General features: G+C 73.5%; 16 protein-coding genes. 8 read left to right on the top strand and 8 right to left on the bottom strand.

The window, feature by feature from the left end:
- Positions 1–36 precede the first annotated feature (36 nt).
- Genes ACFWE2_RS11090 through rbsD form a run of 3 tightly spaced genes read left to right on the top strand, consistent with a single transcriptional unit; the run spans position 37 to position 2,278 of the window.
- Positions 37–981: a substrate-binding domain-containing protein gene (locus ACFWE2_RS11090; RefSeq protein WP_377224280.1), complete on the top strand. Its 945-nt coding sequence runs from the start codon at positions 37–39 to the stop codon at positions 979–981.
- On the top strand, positions 978–1,895 hold the full coding sequence (locus ACFWE2_RS11085) for a ribokinase (protein WP_377224279.1): 918 nt from the start codon (positions 978–980) through the stop codon (positions 1,893–1,895). Before ACFWE2_RS11090 ends, ACFWE2_RS11085 begins: the two co-directional genes overlap by 4 nt.
- The gene (gene rbsD, locus ACFWE2_RS11080; RefSeq protein ID WP_377224278.1) at positions 1,892–2,278 is read left to right on the top strand and encodes a D-ribose pyranase; all 387 of its coding nucleotides are present in this window, start codon (positions 1,892–1,894) and stop codon (positions 2,276–2,278) included. Before ACFWE2_RS11085 ends, rbsD begins: the two co-directional genes overlap by 4 nt.
- Positions 2,279–2,287: 9 nt before the next feature.
- Here rbsD and ACFWE2_RS11075 read toward each other — a convergent pair whose 3' ends face one another.
- Positions 2,288–4,510, bottom strand: a complete 2,223-nt coding sequence (locus ACFWE2_RS11075) for an alpha-galactosidase (protein ID WP_377224277.1) — start codon at positions 4,508–4,510, stop codon at positions 2,288–2,290.
- A gap of 83 nt (positions 4,511–4,593) precedes the next feature.
- On the opposite strand from ACFWE2_RS11075, the gene ACFWE2_RS11070 reads away from it, so the two are divergent.
- Positions 4,594–5,745: an ROK family protein gene (locus ACFWE2_RS11070; protein WP_377224276.1), complete on the top strand. Its 1,152-nt coding sequence runs from the start codon at positions 4,594–4,596 to the stop codon at positions 5,743–5,745.
- 280 nt (positions 5,746–6,025) lie between these two features.
- On the opposite strand, the gene ACFWE2_RS11065 is transcribed toward ACFWE2_RS11070, so the two are convergent.
- The 6 genes from ACFWE2_RS11065 to ACFWE2_RS11040 form a co-directional block, all read right to left on the bottom strand.
- Positions 6,026–7,450 carry a PepSY-associated TM helix domain-containing protein gene (locus ACFWE2_RS11065; protein WP_377224275.1) on the bottom strand — a complete coding sequence of 475 codons (1,425 nt, stop codon included), beginning with the start codon at positions 7,448–7,450 and terminating at the stop codon, positions 6,026–6,028.
- Positions 7,451–7,464: 14 nt separating this feature from the next.
- Positions 7,465–8,694 carry a Dyp-type peroxidase gene (locus ACFWE2_RS11060; RefSeq protein WP_377224274.1) on the bottom strand — a complete coding sequence of 410 codons (1,230 nt, stop codon included), beginning with the start codon at positions 8,692–8,694 and terminating at the stop codon, positions 7,465–7,467.
- Positions 8,694–9,314: a copper chaperone PCu(A)C gene (locus ACFWE2_RS11055; RefSeq protein ID WP_377224273.1), complete on the bottom strand. Its 621-nt coding sequence runs from the start codon at positions 9,312–9,314 to the stop codon at positions 8,694–8,696. The genes ACFWE2_RS11060 and ACFWE2_RS11055 overlap by 1 nt, the downstream gene beginning before the upstream one ends.
- Complete coding sequence (locus ACFWE2_RS11050; protein ID WP_377224272.1) at positions 9,314–9,967, bottom strand: copper resistance protein CopC; 654 nt, start codon at positions 9,965–9,967, stop codon at positions 9,314–9,316. Before ACFWE2_RS11050 ends, ACFWE2_RS11055 begins: the two co-directional genes overlap by 1 nt.
- Positions 9,968–10,112: 145 nt before the next feature.
- Complete coding sequence (locus tag ACFWE2_RS11045) at positions 10,113–10,748, bottom strand: hypothetical protein (protein ID WP_377224271.1); 636 nt, start codon at positions 10,746–10,748, stop codon at positions 10,113–10,115.
- Between the two features lie 185 nt (positions 10,749–10,933).
- Positions 10,934–12,457 (bottom strand): alpha-L-fucosidase, encoded by a 1,524-nt coding sequence (locus ACFWE2_RS11040; RefSeq protein ID WP_377224270.1) that lies wholly within the window; start codon positions 12,455–12,457, stop codon positions 10,934–10,936.
- 234 nt (positions 12,458–12,691) lie between these two features.
- Here ACFWE2_RS11040 and ACFWE2_RS11035 point away from each other — a divergent pair, with 234 nt between their 5' ends.
- From ACFWE2_RS11035 to ACFWE2_RS11020, 4 genes are all read left to right on the top strand, one after another.
- A complete protein-coding gene (locus tag ACFWE2_RS11035) occupies positions 12,692–13,312 on the top strand; it encodes a TetR/AcrR family transcriptional regulator (RefSeq protein ID WP_377224269.1) in 621 nt (206 codons plus the stop codon).
- On the top strand, positions 13,309–14,226 hold the full coding sequence (locus ACFWE2_RS11030; protein WP_377224268.1) for an ATP-binding cassette domain-containing protein: 918 nt from the start codon (positions 13,309–13,311) through the stop codon (positions 14,224–14,226). The genes ACFWE2_RS11035 and ACFWE2_RS11030 overlap by 4 nt, the downstream gene beginning before the upstream one ends.
- Entirely contained in the window at positions 14,223–15,803 is a 1,581-nt protein-coding gene (locus tag ACFWE2_RS11025; protein WP_377224267.1) for an ABC transporter permease, read from the top strand. Before ACFWE2_RS11030 ends, ACFWE2_RS11025 begins: the two co-directional genes overlap by 4 nt.
- 65 nt (positions 15,804–15,868) lie before the next feature.
- Entirely contained in the window at positions 15,869–16,159 is a 291-nt protein-coding gene (locus ACFWE2_RS11020) for a hypothetical protein (RefSeq protein ID WP_377224266.1), read from the top strand.
- Positions 16,160–16,270: 111 nt separating this feature from the next.
- Here the strand turns inward: ACFWE2_RS11020 and ACFWE2_RS11015 are convergent, their stop codons facing one another.
- Positions 16,271–17,152, bottom strand: coding sequence for a cation-transporting ATPase (locus ACFWE2_RS11015; protein ID WP_377224265.1), 882 nt, complete (start codon positions 17,150–17,152; stop codon positions 16,271–16,273).
- Positions 17,153–17,255: the final 103 nt, after the last annotated feature.

The raw sequence follows: 17,255 nt of genomic DNA, 5'->3' as shown, positions 1-17,255 counted from the left end.
GGCCCAAGGACGGGCCGCCGAAAGAAGGAGCCGAAGTTGAAGTTCTCGACCACCACGAAGGTCGTCGCGTCCGTCGTGACGAGCCTTGCCCTCGCCACGACGCTGACCGCGTGCAACCGCGGCGGTAACGCCGCGTCCGGGCAGCAGCAGGTCACCCTCGCGCTGTCCACGCTCAGCAACCCGTTCTTCGTCGACGTGCGGGACGGCGCACAGGACGCGGCCGACGAGCTCGGCCTGACCCTCGACGTCGTCGACGCGCAGGACGACTCCGCCACCCAGGCCGACCAGGTGGCCAACGCCGTCACCGGCGGCGCGGCCGGCGTCATCATCAACGCCGTCGACTCCGACGCCGCCGGCGCGGCCGTCGCCCCTGCCCTGTCCGACAACCTGCCCGTCATCGGCGTCGACCGGGCCGTCAACGGCGCCGACATCACGTCCCTCGTCTCCAGCGACAACGTCGCCGGTGGCAAGCAGGCCGCAGACGCGCTCGCCGCGGCGATCGGCGAGAAGGGCAAGATCATCGTCCTGCAGGGAGTTGCGGGTACGTCCGCCAGCCGCGACCGTGGCCAGGGCTTCACCGAGGGCATCGCGGCCTACCCGGACATCGAGGTCGTCGCCACGCAGACGGCGAACTTCGAGCGCGCCGAGGGCCTCGACGTCGCGACCAACCTGCTGCAGTCGAACCCCGACGCCGTCGGCATCTTCGCCGAGAACGACGAGATGGCCCTCGGCGCGATCCAGGCCCTGGGCGACCGGGCGGGCAGCGACGTCTTCGTGGTCGGCTTCGACGGCACCGACGACGGCCTCGCGGCGGTCGAGGCGGGCACGCTCGCCGCGACGATCGCGCAGCAGCCGGCGGAGCTCGGCAAGCAGGCCGTCCAGCTCATGAAGCAGGTGCTCGACGGCGAGCAGGTCGCCAAGGACACCCCGGTGCCCGTCCAGACCGTCACCGAGGACAACGTGACGGACTTCCTCCAGTGAGCCGGGTCGTCGTCGTCGGCTCCGTGAACGCCGACCTGCTCACCCGGGTGGCGGTCCACCCCGCCCCCGGGGAGACCGTCCTCGGGCGGTCGATGTCCGTCCTCGCCGGCGGCAAGGGCGCGAACCAGGCGGTCGCCGCCGCCCGGCTCGGGGCCGAGGTCGCGTTCGTCGGGGCCGTCGGCGACGACTCGTTCGCCGGCCCGGCGACGGCCGGCCTGCGGGCCGCTGGCGTCGACCTCGCGGCGCTCGCCACGGTGCCCGGCCCCACCGGTATCGCACTCGTCACCGTGTCCGCCGACGGCGAGAACTCGATAGTCGTCGTCCCGGGGGCCAACGCCGCCGTCGACACCGGCACGGTGTCGGCGCACGCGGCGACCGTTGCCGGGGCGGACGTGGTGGTGCTGCAGGGCGAGATCCCCCGCGCGGCCACGGAGACGGCCGTGCGCCTCGCACGCGGCCGCGTGGTGCTCAACCTCGCGCCCGTGATCGAGCTCTCCGCTGACGTGATCCGGCGCGCCGACCCGCTGGTGGTCAACGAGCACGAGGCCCGGCTCGCGCTGTCCTTGGTCGGCGACCCGGACGTGCCCGACGACGACCATGCGGCGGCAGCGCGCGCGCTGACCGAGGCGGGGGTGGCGTCCGTCGTCATCACGCTCGGCAGCGCGGGAGCCGTCGTCGCGACCCGCTCCGGCGACGGGGAGGTCGCCGCGGTGCCCGCCCCGAAGGTCGGCGCCGTCGACACGACCGGCGCCGGCGACGCCTTCGTCGGCGCCCTGGCCGCCCGGCTCGCCGCCGGGGACGAGCTGCTCGACGCCGCCCGCCTCGCCGCCCGCGTCGGCGCGTACGCCGTCACGGGCATCGGGGCGCAGTCCTCCTACCCTTCCTCGACCGACGCGCTGCCGGAGGTGCGATGACCCGCCGGCACGGCATCCTCAACCCGGCCCTGGCCGCGGGGCTGGCCCGGCTCGGGCACGGGCACCTGGTGGTCGTGGCCGACTACGGCCTCCCCCTGCCCCGCGAGGCGGACGTGGTCGACCTGACCCTCGTGCACGGCGTGCCACGCTTCACCCAGGTGCTCGACGCGCTGCTCGCCGAGATCGCCGTCGAGGGTTCCGTCGCCGCCGCGGAGAGCGGCGGGACCGACGTCGAGACCTGGCTGCGCGAGCGTGGCCTCGCCCCCGACCTCCTGCCGCACGACGACCTCAAGGCGCTGCTGCCGCAGGCGCGCCTCGTCGTCCGGACCGGCGAGGCGACACCGTACGCGAACGTCGTGCTGCGCTGCGGCGTACCGTTCTGACCCGTCCCGTCAGGCCTCGGTCACGACCCGGACGTCGAGCAGCACCGACCGCTCCGGGAACTGGTTGGGCACCTGCAGGCCGACCACGCCGAGGGTGCGGCCGGACAGGCGCGCGCCGTCCTTCCACCAGGCGGGCGCCCAGGTGCCCGCCCAGGGCGAGATGTCGTCCCCGGGGGTGAGCGGCCGCACCTCGTAGATGCGTGCCGGGTCGAGGCCCGGCAGGCGCACCCGCCCGGGCGGCGCGAAGACGCCGGTCGTGAGCTGCACCACCGCGAAGATCCCGGCGGACCGGTCGTCGGCGACCACGCCGTGCACACGCAGCGCGGGGTCGGGATGGTCGGCGCGCACCACCTTGCCCGTGTGCAGCAGCCCGCGGTGCTCGCGGTAGGCGCTGACCCAGGCGGCGAGGCCGGCCAGGTCGTCGTCGGAGGCGCGCGTCAGGTCCCACTCGACGCCCAGGTGGCCGAAGAACGCCGTCGCGCCGCGGAAGCTCAGCTCATGGGTACGGCCAGTGGTGTGGGCGTGCGTCGAGCCGATGTGGGAGCCCATCATCTCGGGCGGGACGATCATGCCAGTGCCCGCCTCGATGACCTGCCGCTCCAGGGCGTCGATGCAGTCGGAGGCCCAGATCCGGTCGGTGCGCTCGAGGATGCCCAGGTCGGTGCGCCCACCGCCGCCCGAGCAGCTCTCGAACTCCACGTCCGGGTGCGCGGCCCGCAGGGCGTCGATGAGCTGGTAGGCGGCGAGCGTCTGGCCGTGCACGCCCGGCCGGCCGGTCGCCTGGTGCCCCGCCTCGATGAGGTCGCGGTTGTGGTCCCACTTGACGAACGTGATCGGGTACTCGGTGAGGATCGCGTCCATGCGCCCGAACACGTGGTCCCAGGCGCCCCGGTTCGCGAGGTCCAGCACCTGCTGGTTGCGGGCCGACGGCGGCAGACGCCGGCCGGTCCGCAAGATCCACTCGGGGTGCTCCCGCGCGAGGTCGGAGTCCGGGTTGACCATCTCCGGCTCGAACCACAGCCCGAACTCCATGCCGAGCCCGGTGACGTGGTCGGCCAGCGGGTGCAGGCCGCCCGGCCAGACGTCCTCGTCGACGTACCAGTCGCCGAGACCAGCCGTGTCGTCGCGCCGGCCCTTGAACCACCCGTCGTCGAGCACGTAGCGCTCGATCCCGACGGCGGCCGCGGCGTCCGCGAGCGCCGTCAGCCGGGGCAGGTCGTGGTCGAAGTAGACGGCCTCCCAGACATTGATCAGGGTCTTGCGGGGGCTGGTGGGGTGCTGCGGCCGGGAGCGCAGGTAGGCGTGGAAGCGGTGGGAGAGCTCGTCGAGCCCGTCGCCGTAGGACGCGTACAGCCAGGGTGAGGTGTACGACTCGCCGGCGTTCAGCCGCACCTCGCCCGACAGGAGCAGCTCGCCGCCGCCCAGCACGCGGGCGCCGCTGGGCATCTCCTGCTCGGCATAGGTGCGGGTGTTGCCGGACCAGCCGACGTGGACGCCCCAGACCTCGCCGCTGCCGTGCCCGAAGCCGGACCGGCCCGCGGTGAGCAGCAGGGTGCCGTCGTGGGTGCGGGCGCGACGCGTCTCGCGCAGGTGGGTGCCCGCGGTGAAGGCGTGCCGCTGGGCGGAGCGTTCGCGCAGGTGGCGGCCGGTCCAGTCGAGGATCTCGTTCGCCTCGGCGGGTACGGGCAGCGCGGTGTCGAGGCCGGCCACGGTGAAGACGTCGTCGGCCGCGTTGGTCAGGGTGGTGCGGGTGCGCACGAGCCCGGACGGGTACTGCTCGACGACGAGGGTCAGCAGGAGGCCGGCGTCGGGGTCGGCGGCCGTCACGACGAGGCGGTGGGCGACGGGGGTCCCGTCGTCGCGCGTCAGCGGGCCGGCGAGCGTCGTGCCGGTGACGCGGAACGCCGTCGACCACGCGGCGCCGTCCCGGGAGCCGGTGACGCCGGGGGTGGCGAGCCAGCCCGCCGACTGCTCGGGCAGCAGCGTGAGCGCGTACGGTGCGTCGGGGGTGCCCGACACCACGGGGACCACCGAGGCGAGGACGAGCTCGGCGACCTCGGCCGGTCCGACGTCGCCGAGGTCCGCACCCCAGTGCAGCACGCGCGGCAGGCGCTCACCGGACGTGTCGAGCAGCAGGCTCACGCCCCCGGCGCGCAGGTGGGCGAACGACTGCGCTGCTTCGGGTGCGGCGTCGGGTGCGGCGTCGTGCTGGGTCTGCAGAGAGACGGACATCTGGTGGATCCTCGGGTCGGGCGTCGGCGATCGGGATAAGTTTCAGTGCGAAAGATATTCTAGGGTCGAGAACTGGAGGGTCGATGACGACGAGCAGCGCGGTGCAGCCCTGGGTCCCGCTCGCGGGCCAGTCCCACCGCCTCGCGCTCGAGGTGCTGCTGCACGGTCCGCTGTCCCGGGCCGAGCTCGCGCGCCGCACGGACCTCAGCGCGGGCAGCCTGACGCGCCTGACGAAGCCGCTGGTAGCGGCCGGTCTTCTCGTCGAGGCCGGGCCCGGCGCCGGCGACGTGCGCCCCGGCCGGCCGTCCCAGCCGCTCGACATCGTCCCCGACGCGCACCACTTCGTGGGCGTGAAGATCACCGGGGACACCGCCCACGGCGTCGTCACCACGCTGCGGGCCGACGTCGTCGCGTCCGGCGGCCTGCCGCTCGACGGCCGCACCCCGGACGACGTCGCCGCCGCCGTCGCCGCCCTCGTGGACCACCTGGCCGCCCAGGTGCCGGACGTGACCGCCGTCGGAGTGTCGATCGGCGGAAACGTCCTGCCCGACGGGACCGTGCAGCGCGCACCCTTCCTCGGCTGGACCGACGTCGCGCTGACCACGCTCCTGCAGGAGCGGACCGGCCGCCCGGTCGTCGCGGCCAACGACGTCCTGGCGCTGACCGAGGCGACGCACTGGTTCGGCGAGGGGCGCGGGCACGACCAGTTCGCCCTCGTCACCGTCGGCGCGGGCGTCGGCGTCGGCATCGTCGCGCACGACCGGCTGCTCGACGGGCCCAACGCGGGCCTCGGCCTGCTCGGGCACCACCCGCTGGACCCGCTCGGCCCGCCCTGCCCGCTCGGGCACCGCGGGTGCGCCACCGCGATGCTCACGACCGGCTCGATCGAGCGCCAGGTCGCCGCCGTGCGCGGCGACCTGGTGCCCTACGACAAGATCCTCGACCTCGCCGAGTCGGGCGACGCGCTCGCCCGCCGCGTGGTGGACGACGCCGGTCGCGCGCTTGGCCGGCTGGTCGCCGTCGTCACCAATGTCGCGCTGCCCGAGGTGGTCGTGCTCGGTGGCGAGGGCGCGCGCCTGGCCGTCGTGGCGCGGACGGCGCTCGACGCCGGACTGGCGGGCGACCTGGACCCGCTCGCCGAGCCGCCGGAGCTCGCGGTACAGGCCTCCGGTTTCGACGTCTGGGCCCGGGGCGCCGCGGTCATCGCGATCCAGACGTACGTGCTGGGCCGCTGACGCCCTGCCGGTCGAACCTGCCTCTCTTCGTCGGACGGGCTTGTCAGGACGTGTCCGCCGGGTCACGGGGTCGCGACAGGCTCGGCCGACGGAGCAGGGTGCGCCCAGGGCGAGGGTGCCAGGCCTGCTGAAATTCGTTCGGCCCAGCCCGACTCAGTTTGGCCCAGCCGAATTGTTCAGCACAGCCCGCATATTTGGTGTCCAGCCGAACGAAATTCAGCCCTGCCGGCACCTACCGAACCACCACACCGTGACCTCCGAGACCTCCGAGACGGCACGCTCACGTCAGCTGGCGGGCCCGGACCACCCCGATCAGGACGTCCACGACCACGAAGGCCGCGAGCGTGTACCCGACGAGCGGGAGGAACCAGCCGACCGCGACGGCGCACACGACCACGGCCGCCAGCCCCCACCACGGCGCACCGCGCAGCGCGCCACGGACCGGAGGCGGGCCTACGAGCCCGCGCGGCTCGCGGGTCGGCCGCCGCTTCCACCACATGAGGTACCCGAGCACCACCATCGAGCCGATGCCCAGCGCGAGCACAAAGAGCACGAGCTGGTTGGCCAGGCCGAACAGTAGACCCATGTGCAGGTCGATGCCCCAGGTCGTGAGCTTGGCCGCCAGCGGGAAGTCCGCGAAGTCCGCCTGGTCGACCACCTGCAGGGTGCTCCCGTCGATCGCGACGGAGTCGCCGGCGGTCGGCACGCTGCTCTTGTTCTCCTGCACCACCCACGCGGTGCCGGGCTCGGCGGGCGGCTTGATCTCCACCTCGCCCGTGTCGACGTTGACGCGCTGCGCGATGGCGAGCACCGCGTCGAAGGTCGCGGGGTTCGCGACACCCGTGTGCTCGCCGGTCGCGCCTCCGTGCCCGGCGTGCTCGTCGTCGGCGGCCGGCGCGTCGTCCGACAGGGCGGTGTTCACCGACGGGGTGAGCCAGCCGAGGCTGGTGCGCAGCTCCCCCACGTTGGCTCCGCCGTACTGGGACCAGGTGATCCCGGTGACGGACAGGAACAGCGCGACGAGCACGACGACGGCGCCGATGGTGGTGTGCCAGGACAGCACGCGCCGGTAACCGGTGCGCCGTCGCTTCGGCGGTTCGACGGCGGAGATTGCGACTCCGGAGACTGCGGCGGCGGCACGACGCGCGGCGCGGCGACCGGCGCGCAGCCGGAGGATCCACAGCACGAGCCCCGCGGTGGCGACGATCCCGAGCCAGGAGGCCGCGAGCTCGCTGTACAGCCGCCCGGGGTCGCCGAGGTGCAGGCTGCGGTGCAGGTTCGAGACCCAGGCCCGCATCGGCAGCGAACCGCTCGACCCGTAGGCGACCAGGTCGCCCCGGACCTCACCGGTACCGGGGTCGACGAAGATCGCGCGGGACTCGCTGGGCCCCAGCCCGTCCTGGCCGAACATGACCCGCGTGGTGTCGCCCGGCTCGGGCGCCGGACGTACCGCTGCGAGCACCGCGTCCGCGCCGACGTGGTCCTGGGCGGCCGCTATCTGTTCGCCGAGGGGCAGCGGCGCTCCGGTGACCGGGGCGTGCAGCTCGTGGTCGTAGACCACCTGCTCCAGCGCGGGGGTCAGCGCGTACAGGGCGCCGCTGGTCGCGGCGACCAGGATGAACGGGCCGACCAGGAGGCCGGCGTAGAAGTGCAGTCGGCGCAGGAGCGGGCCGAACCAGGGGCGGCCGACAAGCGTCTCGGTCATTGAGGAGCCTGCTTTCAGGTGAGAAGGGTTTCACCGACGAAGCCGCCCTCGGCGCACCCCGGCGGGATGGCGAAGACGGCCGAGCCGATCGGCACTGTCCATTCGTTGAGCAGGTCGAGCTGGTCCAGGCGTCGCTGGATCGGGACGAACTGCCGGTCGACGTCGGCCTGGAACGAGACGAAGATCAGTCCCGACAGGGAGACCGCCTCCCCGATGGGCCGGTCGTCGTAGTTGTAGGCACGCCGGAAGATCCGCTCGGCGGAGTTCTCGCTGCGCGCGCGCCGCACGTGGGAGAACTCCGGGATCACCGGGAACCCGATGGGCGTTGTCGCCTCGAAGTCGGGCTCGTCGAACTCGTCGGTGCCGGTCAGCGGCGCGCCGTTGGACAGGTAGCGGCCCACCGACTGCTCGCGTCCGCCGCGGTCGAGCCGGTCCCACTTGTCCAGGTCCATGCCGATGCGGCGCACGACGGCGCTCGTCCCGCCGGCCAGCCACCCGTCGCGGTTCCACACGACCTGGTCGAAGTCCGCGGTGCCGGGCTCCGGGTTGGACGTGCCGTCGACCTGGCCGAAGAGGTTGCGCATGGTCGTGCCCGGCCGGACGCTGCCGTGCGCGCGCCGGAACCCCTGCTGACTCCAGCGCACCGAGGCAAAGCTCCGGGCGTCCTTGAGCAGCATGCGGGCGGTGTGCGCGACGGCGAGCGGGTCGTCCGCGGCGATCTGGAGCAGGAGGTCACCGTCGCTGAACTCGGGCAGCAGCCGGTCGACCGTGAGCGCGGGCAGCGCCTTCAGCCAGCCCGGCGCCTCACCGCGGGCCCGGGCGACGAACCGCGGACCGAACCCGAACGTGACCGTGAGCCGCGCCGGGACCGTCGCCAGCTCGGGCTCGGAGTCCGCCAGCGCGGGGCTCCCCTGCGTCAGGCGGGCGGCGTCGTCGGTGAGGATGCGCATCATCCGCACCAGGTCCTCGCGGGTGGTGCCGCCGTGCAGGTCGAGCGCGACGAACAGCCCATGGGCCTGGGCGGCGGTGTCGATCCCCGCCTGGTGGGTGCCGTAGAACCGCACGGTCTGCTCGCCGTTCAGCGCCGCCGGTTCGGCGGCGGGACCGTCGGAAGTGGCGCTCACGGCGAGGTCAGCGCCGATGGCGGCGGCCGCGCCGACGCCGGCGACAGCTCCTCCGAGGAGGAACTGCCGCCGGGTCGACCCGGCCCGGCCGGAGCTCACGCTCTTACCGGGCCCGGTCATCAGCCCTCCGCGCCCATGCTGTCGGCGCCCATGTCCATCTCGGCGTCGCCGCCCACGTAGTTCTCGTTCGCCCCCGAGTAGTCCTTCACGGGCGCGGTGAACTCGTAGGTCGAGTCGTCCGCGAACGTGAGGGTGAACGTGGCCTCCTCGCCCGCCTCCAGCGGGTCGGTGAGGTCCATCAGCATGATGTGGCTACCGCCGGGCGCCAGGGTCAGGGTGTCGCCGGCGGGGATGACGAACCCGCCCTCGATCTCCCGCATGATCATCTCCCCGGACTCGTTCTCCACGGTCTCGTGCAGCTCGAGCGTCGAGGACGCCTCGGTGGTCGCGGAGACCACCGTGACGTCGTCGGGCCCCGCGTTGGTCAGCTCGCCGAACGCGGCGGACATCCCCGAGTCGGCGGCCTTCACCCAGCCGTCCGAGAGGGTCACGTTCTGCCCGGCGGGTGCCGCGCCGTCGGCGGCGTCGGGCGACGCGCCGGCGGTGGTGCCGCAGCCCGCGAGGGCCAGGGCGACCGCCGCGACGGCGACGCCCGACCGGAGGCCGGCCTTGCTCCGGGTCTTGCTCTTGGTCTTGCTCTGACGAAGGGTCAGCAGGTTCAGCACAGGAATACCTCTCATCACACCGTTTCCGAGGAGCCCGGCTCGGCGCCGGCCTCCTCGGTGCCGCCCGCATGGCTGCGGCGGCGCAGGAACTGGACAAGTACGAGCAGGGCCACCGCGACGGCGGCCCCGCCCGCGCCGACGAGGACGACCCGCCAGGGCCCCTCGTCCTCCTGTGCGATCTGAGTCTGCGTACTGCTCCGTGCGTCGGTCCCCGGCACGCTCGCCCCACCGGTCTCGCCGGCGCCGGACGGAGCGGCGCCAGGTTCGACGCCGCCCGCCCCGTCGGCCAACGGCTCCCCGTCACCGACGGTGAACGGGACGACCCCCGAGATCGGGTGCCCGTCGGACGACACGACCCGCCAGCGGATCTCGTACCCGGCGTCGGGCATACCCGCGTCGAGCACCGCCGTCACGACGGGGCCGTCGACCGCCGGGGCGGCGGACACCCACTCGGTGCCGGCGGCGTCGGAGACGACGACGGCGGCGCCCATCTCCAGGACGTCGGCGGAGAAGGTCAGGGACACCTCCGCCGGCGCCTCGGCCAGCCTCTGGCCGGACGCGGGGTCGCTGGAGATCAGCTTGTCGTGGGCGGACGCGGGGACCGCCGTCGCGAACAGCGCGACGACCGCCACCGCGAGCCCGGCCACGAGGGGACGGGATCGGGGCATGGGAAACCTCTCCTCCGACGTCGCACGGCGACGTCAGCACGCACAGGGACAGCAGTCCCCGCTCGCCGCTCGGGCGCGCACAGCGCGTGAGCCCGAGGCGAGCACGGAACAGCACACGGGCACCCGGTGCGCCCGTATGCGGAGCTCAGACCGCGTGCGGTGCGGGAGGTCCCCTGCGGAGCAGAGGGGTCAGCTGAGGGCTCGGGTGCGGCGACCGGAAGGCCGCGGCGACCACGCCGGGCAGCGCCGGGAGCACGAACGAGCCGGCGCGGTCGACGACCGCGAGCCCGCCAAGCAGCCAGGCGGCCGCCCGGACGGCGAGCTCGCGCAGGCGCAGGAGCAGCAGCTCACCGCGGTACAGGACCGCGATCGTGACGACGGCGGCGAGGCCGTGCGACAGCCACATCGTGAGGTCGGCGTGCGCCATCTCGACCGCCGGCCCGGCGGCCGGGGCCGGCATCGTCATGCCCTCGTGCCCGGCATGCGCGCCCGCCCCCGCGGACACCGGCCGAGCGGCGGCCGGGGTGCCCAGCGTGAACAGCACGTGGAAGAAGAGCTGGCTCGCGACGACCGAGGCCGACAGCCCGGCCAGCGACAGGCGCCCCGACCAGGCCATGCAGACCGGCAGCGACAGCACCAGCGGGACGACGATGCCCAGCAGGCCGGGCAGCTCCCCGCCGCCGGCCAGGTGCGACATCAGGGCGACGAACGTCGCCGACGACGCCGCCAGGCCACCACGCAACGCACGCGCACCCCTGGTGCGGTCGTCGCGTGCGGGCATCTGGTCGCCCTCCGTCTCACGGTCGGTCAGGTTCCGGCAGCTCGGGACGACGCCGTGGCCTGGAAAAGTGTCGAACGCAGCCTAGCGTCCACGGGTCTCCCAGAACAGCACCGATCCGACATACCGGCGGCGACCCGGGATGTGATCCTGGTCCCGGGTCGCCCTCCGTGCGCCCGCCGTCGTGCCTAGTGCAGGAAGTCGTGGCGCGGCTGGACCTGGTCGGCTTCGAGGAACAGCTTCACCACGGCCGGCCCGGTCGTGCGCACGATCAGCTCTCCGGCGGTCTGCTCCCAGTCGACGGGGCCGGACTCGCCGAGCACCTTCACCTCCTTGATCGGGCGGGTGAGTAGCCCGGCGCCCTTGCCGAACGCGCGGATCCGCAGCACGCCGTCCGCGGGCTCGGCCAGCGGGATCGCGTAGACGTAGTCACCGGTCACGTGCTTCCGTGCGGTGAACCGGAAGTCGGCCCCGGTGAACTCGGCCGCCTTGCCGTCGACGAACGAGCCGACGGCGACCTCGGTCGGCCCCTCCGCTGCGACCACCCAGGGCCGGGTGCCGTAGATCGCCTCGCCGTTGCGGGCCAGCCAGGCACCGATCGAGCGCAGCAGCTCCTGCTCCTCGTCCGGGATGGTCCCGTCCGGCTTGGGGCCGACGTTGAGCAGGAGCACGCCGTTCTTCGAGACGGTGTCGGCGAGCTCGGCGATCAGGTCGTCCGCGGACTTGTGCTCGTGGCCCTCCACCCACGACCACGCCGACTTCGAGACCGAGGTGTCGTTCTGCCAGACCGACGGCCGGATGTCGCCCATCGTGCCGCGCTCGATGTCGTAGACGGCGCTTCCCTCGGCGAAGGCGTCCCACTTGTAGTTGATGACCACCTCGCGGCCCCACTGCGCCGCGCGGTTGTAGTAGTAGGCGCCGAGCTGCGCGAGGTACGGCTTGAAGGCCGGGTGCTCGATCCACCAGTCGAACCACAGCACCTGCGGGCGGTAGCGGTCGATGATCTCCACCGTCCGCAGCAGCCAGTCCTCCATGAACCGCTCGCTGGGCGCGGTCTCCTCGCGCTGCGCGGGGCCGTAGAAGTCCTGGAACTCGGGGACGAGTACGTCCGAGTCGAACTTCGCCCCGCCGTTCATGAACCACCAGTGCTCCGCACGGTGCGACGACGCCCCGCGCACCATCCAGGCGCGGTCCGTCGCCTCGGAGAGCTCCCCGAACACGTCGCGCTCGGGGCCCATGCGGGCGGCGCTCCAGCGGGAGCGGCCCGTGTCGTACATGGCGAAGCCGTCGTGGTGCTCGGCGACCGGGACCACGAACTGGGCGCCCGCCTGCCGGAACAGCCTCGCCCACTCGTCCGGGTCGAAGCGGTCCATGGTGAAGGACGGGATGAAGTCCTTGTAGCCGAAGTCGCGGTGCGGCCCGTACGTCGCGACGTGGTGCTCGTACTCCGGCGCGCCCTCCAGGTACATCGCCCGCGAGTACCACTCGCTGCGGAAGGCGGGCACCGAGTAGACGCCCCAGTGGATGAAGATGCCGAACTTGGCGTCCTGGTACCACTCCGGCGGGGTGTAGGCGCGCAAGGAGTCCCAGTCGTCACGGTAGGGGCCGGCGTCGATGACCGCGCGCACCTCCGCGAGGGCGCCGGAGTTGTCGGACACGTCGACCGGAGCCGGCAGTGCGGCAGGGTCGATCGGGGGCAGCGGACCGGGCATGTGGGCCCTCTCTCTGATCGGGTAATGGTCGGTTCTATCGGACAAAGATCAGCAGTCTGCGACCGTGACAGGCCGAATACGGGCACCCGCTGACCGAATTCATCAGATGTCCAACGCTACACGCCAGAGATCAGGACTCCACCTCCCTGAAGGAGCGAAGGTGTGCCCGTTGGGCAGATCCCTTCGATGCTGTACGGCTGTACAGCATGCTGTACATGTGTATAGGCTGGCGGCGTGCCCCATTCCGATGACCTCACCGCCCGCGCCCGCATCCGCGACGCCGCCCTCGCCGAGTTCGGCGCACAGGGCATCGCCGGCGCGACCATCCGCGGCATCGCCAAGCGTGCGGGCGTCTCGCCGGCGCTGGTCCAGCACCACTTCGGGACGAAGGAGGGGCTCCGGGCCGCCTGCGACGACCACGTGCTGGCGTACTACCGCGGGACCACCGAGGCCGCGTTCGACCGCGGCGAGATCGGCGACTCCTCGTTCCTTTCGACGGTCTACGCCTCGTCGCAGCCCGTCCTCGACTACCTCGCCCGCGCGCTCGTCGACGGCACGCCCGCCGCCGCGACCGTCTTCGACGAGATGGTGAACCTGACCGAGCGCTACTTCGCCGACCGCCCCGGGCTGGCCGACGCCCGGACCCGCGCCATCGTCTACACCAGCATGCGGCTGGGTGGGCTCGTGCTGCACCAGCACATGACCCGGCTGCTGGAGGTCGACACCATCACCGACGCCGGCCCTCGGCTCGGCCGCGCGACGCTCGACATCGTCTCCCCCGACCTCCTCCCGGACGGTCTCACCGACCAGATCCGGCAGGCCCTGGACAACTACGAGAAGGAAGAAGAACGATGACCGCAACCACGGGCAGTCCCGTCGTCGAGGTCGAAGGGCTGGTCAAGACCTTCGGCTCGACCAGAGCGCTGGACGGCCTGGACCTTCGCGTCGACCAGGGCGAGGTGCACGGCTTCCTCGGGCCGAACGGCGCGGGCAAGACCACCGCCATCCGGGTGCTGCTCGGCCTGCTCCGGGCGACGTCGGGCAAGGTCCGGCTCTTCGGCCGCGACCCGTGGGCCGACGCCACCGAGCTGCACCGCCGGCTGGCCTACGTGCCCGGCGACGTCACCCTGTGGCCCAACCTGACCGGCGGCGAGGTGATCGACCTGCTCGGCCGCACCCGCGGCGGGCAGGATGCCGCCCGCCGCGACGAGCTGATCGAACGCTTCGAGCTGGACCCGAGCAAGCGCAGCCGCACCTACTCCAAGGGCAACCGGCAGAAGGTGGCGCTCGTCGCCGCCCTGGCGTCGAACGTCGACCTGCTCATCCTCGACGAGCCCACCTCCGGCCTGGACCCGCTGATGGAGGCCACGTTCGCGGCCGAGATCGCCCGCGAGCACGACAACGGGCGCACGGTCCTCCTGTCGAGCCACATCCTGTCCGAGGTGGAGGCCCTGTGCGACCGGGTCAGCATCGTCCGCGCGGGCCGGACCGTCGAGTCCGCGCCGCTGACGGAGCTGCGCGCCGCTCGGCGCACCGTCGTGACCGCCGAGCTGGCGGCCCCCGCGCCCGGGCTCGCCACGCTGCCCGGTGTCCACGACCTGGAGGTGGACGGGCCGAACATCACCTGCCGGGTCGACACCGAGCACCTGGACATCCTGCTGCGCGCGCTCACCGAGTCCGGCGTGCGCGCGCTCACCAGCAGACCGCCGTCGCTGGAAGAGCTCTTCCTCGCGCACTACCGCCAGGCACCGGCCGGAGCGGCGCTGTGACCGCCGTCGGCCCGCTGACCGGGATCGGGGAGCTCACCCGGCTGATCGTGCGCCGCGACCGGCTCGTCCTGGCGATCTGGCTGGTGCTCATGGCCCTGCTCGCCCTCGGGCTGGCGTCCGGCGGGATCACCGCCTACCCGACGCAGGCCGAACGCGCCGCCCTGATCGACGAGGTGGCGGCCAACCCGGCGCTGCTCGCCCTGCGCGGTCCGGTCTTCGCGCCGACCCCCGGCGCGCTCGCCGCCCAGGGGTTCGTCACGAGCGGCGTGCTGTTCACCGGCCTGGCGAGCCTGCTGCTGGTCATCCGGCACACCCGGGCGGACGAGGCGGCCGGACGCCGGGAGCTGCTCGGCTCGGGGGTCGTGGGCCGGCAGGCCGCGCTCGCCGCGGCGCTCGCCGTGGTGTGCGTCGCCGACCTCGCGGTGGCCGTGCTGGTGGCGCTCAGCCTGCTGGCCACGGGGCTGCCGCTCGGCGGTTCCGTGGCTCTCGGGCTGGCGCTCGGGGCGGGCGGCATCGTGTTCGCCGGCATCGGCGCGGTCGCCGCCCAGGTGACCGAGGGGGCCGGCGGCGCGCGGACGATCGCGCTCGTCGCGCTCGGCGGGCTGCTCGCCGTCGCCGGCGCGGGCGACCTGACCGGTTCCGGGCTCGTGTGGTGGTCGCCGTTCGGCTGGGCCCGGCACGTGCGGTCGTTCGCCGGCGAGCAGTGGTGGGTGTTCGCGCTCTTCGCCGGACTCGCGGCGCTCCTGACCTGGTCCGCGTTCGCGCTCTCCGCGCGGCGCGACCTCGGCGCGGGCCTGGTGCCGGCCCGGCCGGGTCCGGCGGTCGCCGGACCCGGGCTGCGCGGTCCGCTCGCGCTGGCCTGGCGCATCCACCGCGGGGCCCTGTTCGGCTGGGCGGCGGGGTTCACGCTGCTCGGGGCCGCGCTCGGCGCCGCCATGCGCTCCATCGGTGGCCTGCTCGACACGCCCGCCTACCAGGACCTCATGGCGACGACGGGCGACGGCGACGTCGCGGACGCGTTCTTCCGGCTCGTGCTGTACGTGCTGGCGCAGGTGGTGGCGGCGTCCGCCGTCGTCTCCGCGCTGCAGGTGCGCACCCAGGAGACAGGCGGGCTCGCCGACCTGCTGCTGAGCGGACCCGTCGACCGCCTCCGCTGGGCCGCGAGCCACCTCTTGCTGACGGCGCTCGGTACCACGGTCGTCCTGTTCGGCCTCGGGCTGGGGGCCGGCCTGGGCTACGGCACACCCCTGGACGTGCTCGGGGCCACCATGGCCTACCTGCCCGCGTGCCTGGCGTTCGCCGGTCTCGCGGTGATGCTGACGGGCTGGGCCCCGCGCCTGGCGGCTCCGGTCACGTGGACGGTCCTCGGCCTGACGGTCGCCCTCGACTTCCTCGGCGAGTTCCAGGTGGCGGACGCCGCCGTGCTGCAGCGCATCTCACCCTTCGCCGCGACGGCGGTGCCGCTGACCACCGGCGTCGGCCTCGCGGCCGCCCTGACCGTGCTGGTCGTGCTCGTCGCGGGGCTGGCCGGCGCCGGGCTCCTCGGGCTCCGCCGTCGCGACCTGGACGCCTCGTGATGCGCGCTCGCGCAGAGGCGGTCGAGGCCCTTCGCTCGGCGCGGCACGCCCCCTAGACTCGCGCCATGGCGACGTACGACGAGGTCTGGGCCGACGGCACGACCCTGCTGTGCAACGACGGGCACGTCCTCGAGATCTTCGGGTTCACCGACACGCACCGGGACCACCTCGCCATGGACCGCCCGCGGATCGAGATCGAGGAGCGCAGACGCTCGACGAAGGTGGTCGTCAGGACCACCCGCAGGAGCTCGACGTTCGACGTCGACCCCGGGCAGGTCGACGCCGTCCGGGCATTCGCCACGCGGCTCGACGAGGCCGTGGCGCTCGCGGTCGCCCGTACCCCGCGCAGGCCCTGACGCGGGCTGCGCGCCCCGTCCGACGTCGACGCCCTCGTGCCAGGGCTGCGGGAGTCCCGCACCGGGCACGAGGGCGTGCGTCACACGTCGGTCCGCGTCAGGCAGGACCGGTCAGAAGAAGTTGCGCGGGTCGAAGTCCCTGGCCAGGTCCGAGAGCTGCTGGCCCGCCCCGGAGACATGGTCCCCGAGCCCGGAGAGGGCGCCGTCCGCCGTGCCGGCCAAGCCCTCGACACCAGCCGCCGCCTCGCCGACGACCCCGCCGCCGAGCTCGCCGACACCCGCCGCGGCCTCGTCGAGGGCGCCGGCGCCGAGGTCACCGACCGACGACGTGAGCCCCTCCACGTCGATGCCCGCCGCGAGCGCGTCGAAGTCGACTCCGAGGTTCGCCGCGTTCTCGAGGAGCGGGCCCGCAACACTGCTCACCGCCGCGCCGGCCGCGACCGCGCCGAGGATGCCGACGGCGCCGACGGCGACTCCCGCGACGGCCGCGCCCGTGCCGACCTTGGCCAGCGTCGACCGCATGGATCCCGGCTGGCGCGCCTCCGACCGGGCCGCTGCCCGGGACAGGTCGGCGACACCGGCCGAGCGGGGCTGCTCGTGCGGCGGCAGGTCGGACTGCATCCGGTGCAGCACCGCCTCACGCTGCGCCGGCGTGAGCCGGGCGAACGACTCGGCATGGATCTGCTCGATCTGATGCGGTTCGGCGGTGCGCATCAGGTAGTCGTAGCGGGCGATGGCCTGGCGGTCGGCGTCGGTGGACGCCTGCGTGCCCGGCCGGCCCTGCGGGACAGGCCGCGCCTGCGGGGCGGGCGCCTGGCCCGGCGCTCCCGCGGACTGGGACCGCCCGTTCACCGCTCCGACGACGTCCTCGAGCGTGGACCGCCAGGACTTCTGACCCGTCGAACCGCCCTGCGGTGCCCCCTGTTGCTGCTGCCCGGTCTGGGAGTCGAGCACCTTCTTGGCGAGGCCGATCATGTTGGAGAGCTTGGACATACGGTCCGTTCCTTCCGTCGGTCTGGGGCATCACCCTTCCAGGCCCTGATGAGAACTTCGTGAGAGGGGGATGAGAACTTTCACCCGGTGCGGGCATGGGCCC

The organism is Promicromonospora sp. NPDC060271 (assembly GCF_042726755.1).
Lineage (GTDB): Bacteria > Actinomycetota > Actinomycetes > Actinomycetales > Cellulomonadaceae > Promicromonospora.
This window is presented reverse-complemented; position numbering and strand designations above follow the sequence as displayed.

Bases quoted from the DNA above. Each gene is read 5' to 3' on its own strand.
- rbsD (WP_377224278.1), top strand. From the start codon at position 1,892: ATGACCCGCCGGCACGGCATCCTCAACCCGGCCCTGGCCGCGGGGCTG.
- ACFWE2_RS11075 (WP_377224277.1), bottom strand. From the start codon at position 4,510: ATGTCCGTCTCTCTGCAGACCCAGCACGACGCCGCACCCGACGCCGCA.
- ACFWE2_RS11070 (WP_377224276.1), top strand. From the start codon at position 4,594: ATGACGACGAGCAGCGCGGTGCAGCCCTGGGTCCCGCTCGCGGGCCAG.
- ACFWE2_RS11065 (WP_377224275.1), bottom strand. From the start codon at position 7,450: ATGACCGAGACGCTTGTCGGCCGCCCCTGGTTCGGCCCGCTCCTGCGC.
- ACFWE2_RS11060 (WP_377224274.1), bottom strand. From the start codon at position 8,694: ATGACCGGGCCCGGTAAGAGCGTGAGCTCCGGCCGGGCCGGGTCGACC.
- ACFWE2_RS11055 (WP_377224273.1), bottom strand. From the start codon at position 9,314: ATGAGAGGTATTCCTGTGCTGAACCTGCTGACCCTTCGTCAGAGCAAG.
- ACFWE2_RS11050 (WP_377224272.1), bottom strand. From the start codon at position 9,967: ATGCCCCGATCCCGTCCCCTCGTGGCCGGGCTCGCGGTGGCGGTCGTC.
- ACFWE2_RS11045 (WP_377224271.1), bottom strand. From the start codon at position 10,748: ATGCCCGCACGCGACGACCGCACCAGGGGTGCGCGTGCGTTGCGTGGT.
- ACFWE2_RS11040 (WP_377224270.1), bottom strand. From the start codon at position 12,457: ATGCCCGGTCCGCTGCCCCCGATCGACCCTGCCGCACTGCCGGCTCCG.
- ACFWE2_RS11030 (WP_377224268.1), top strand. From the start codon at position 13,309: ATGACCGCAACCACGGGCAGTCCCGTCGTCGAGGTCGAAGGGCTGGTC.
- ACFWE2_RS11020 (WP_377224266.1), top strand. From the start codon at position 15,869: ATGGCGACGTACGACGAGGTCTGGGCCGACGGCACGACCCTGCTGTGC.
- ACFWE2_RS11015 (WP_377224265.1), bottom strand. From the start codon at position 17,152: ATGTCCAAGCTCTCCAACATGATCGGCCTCGCCAAGAAGGTGCTCGAC.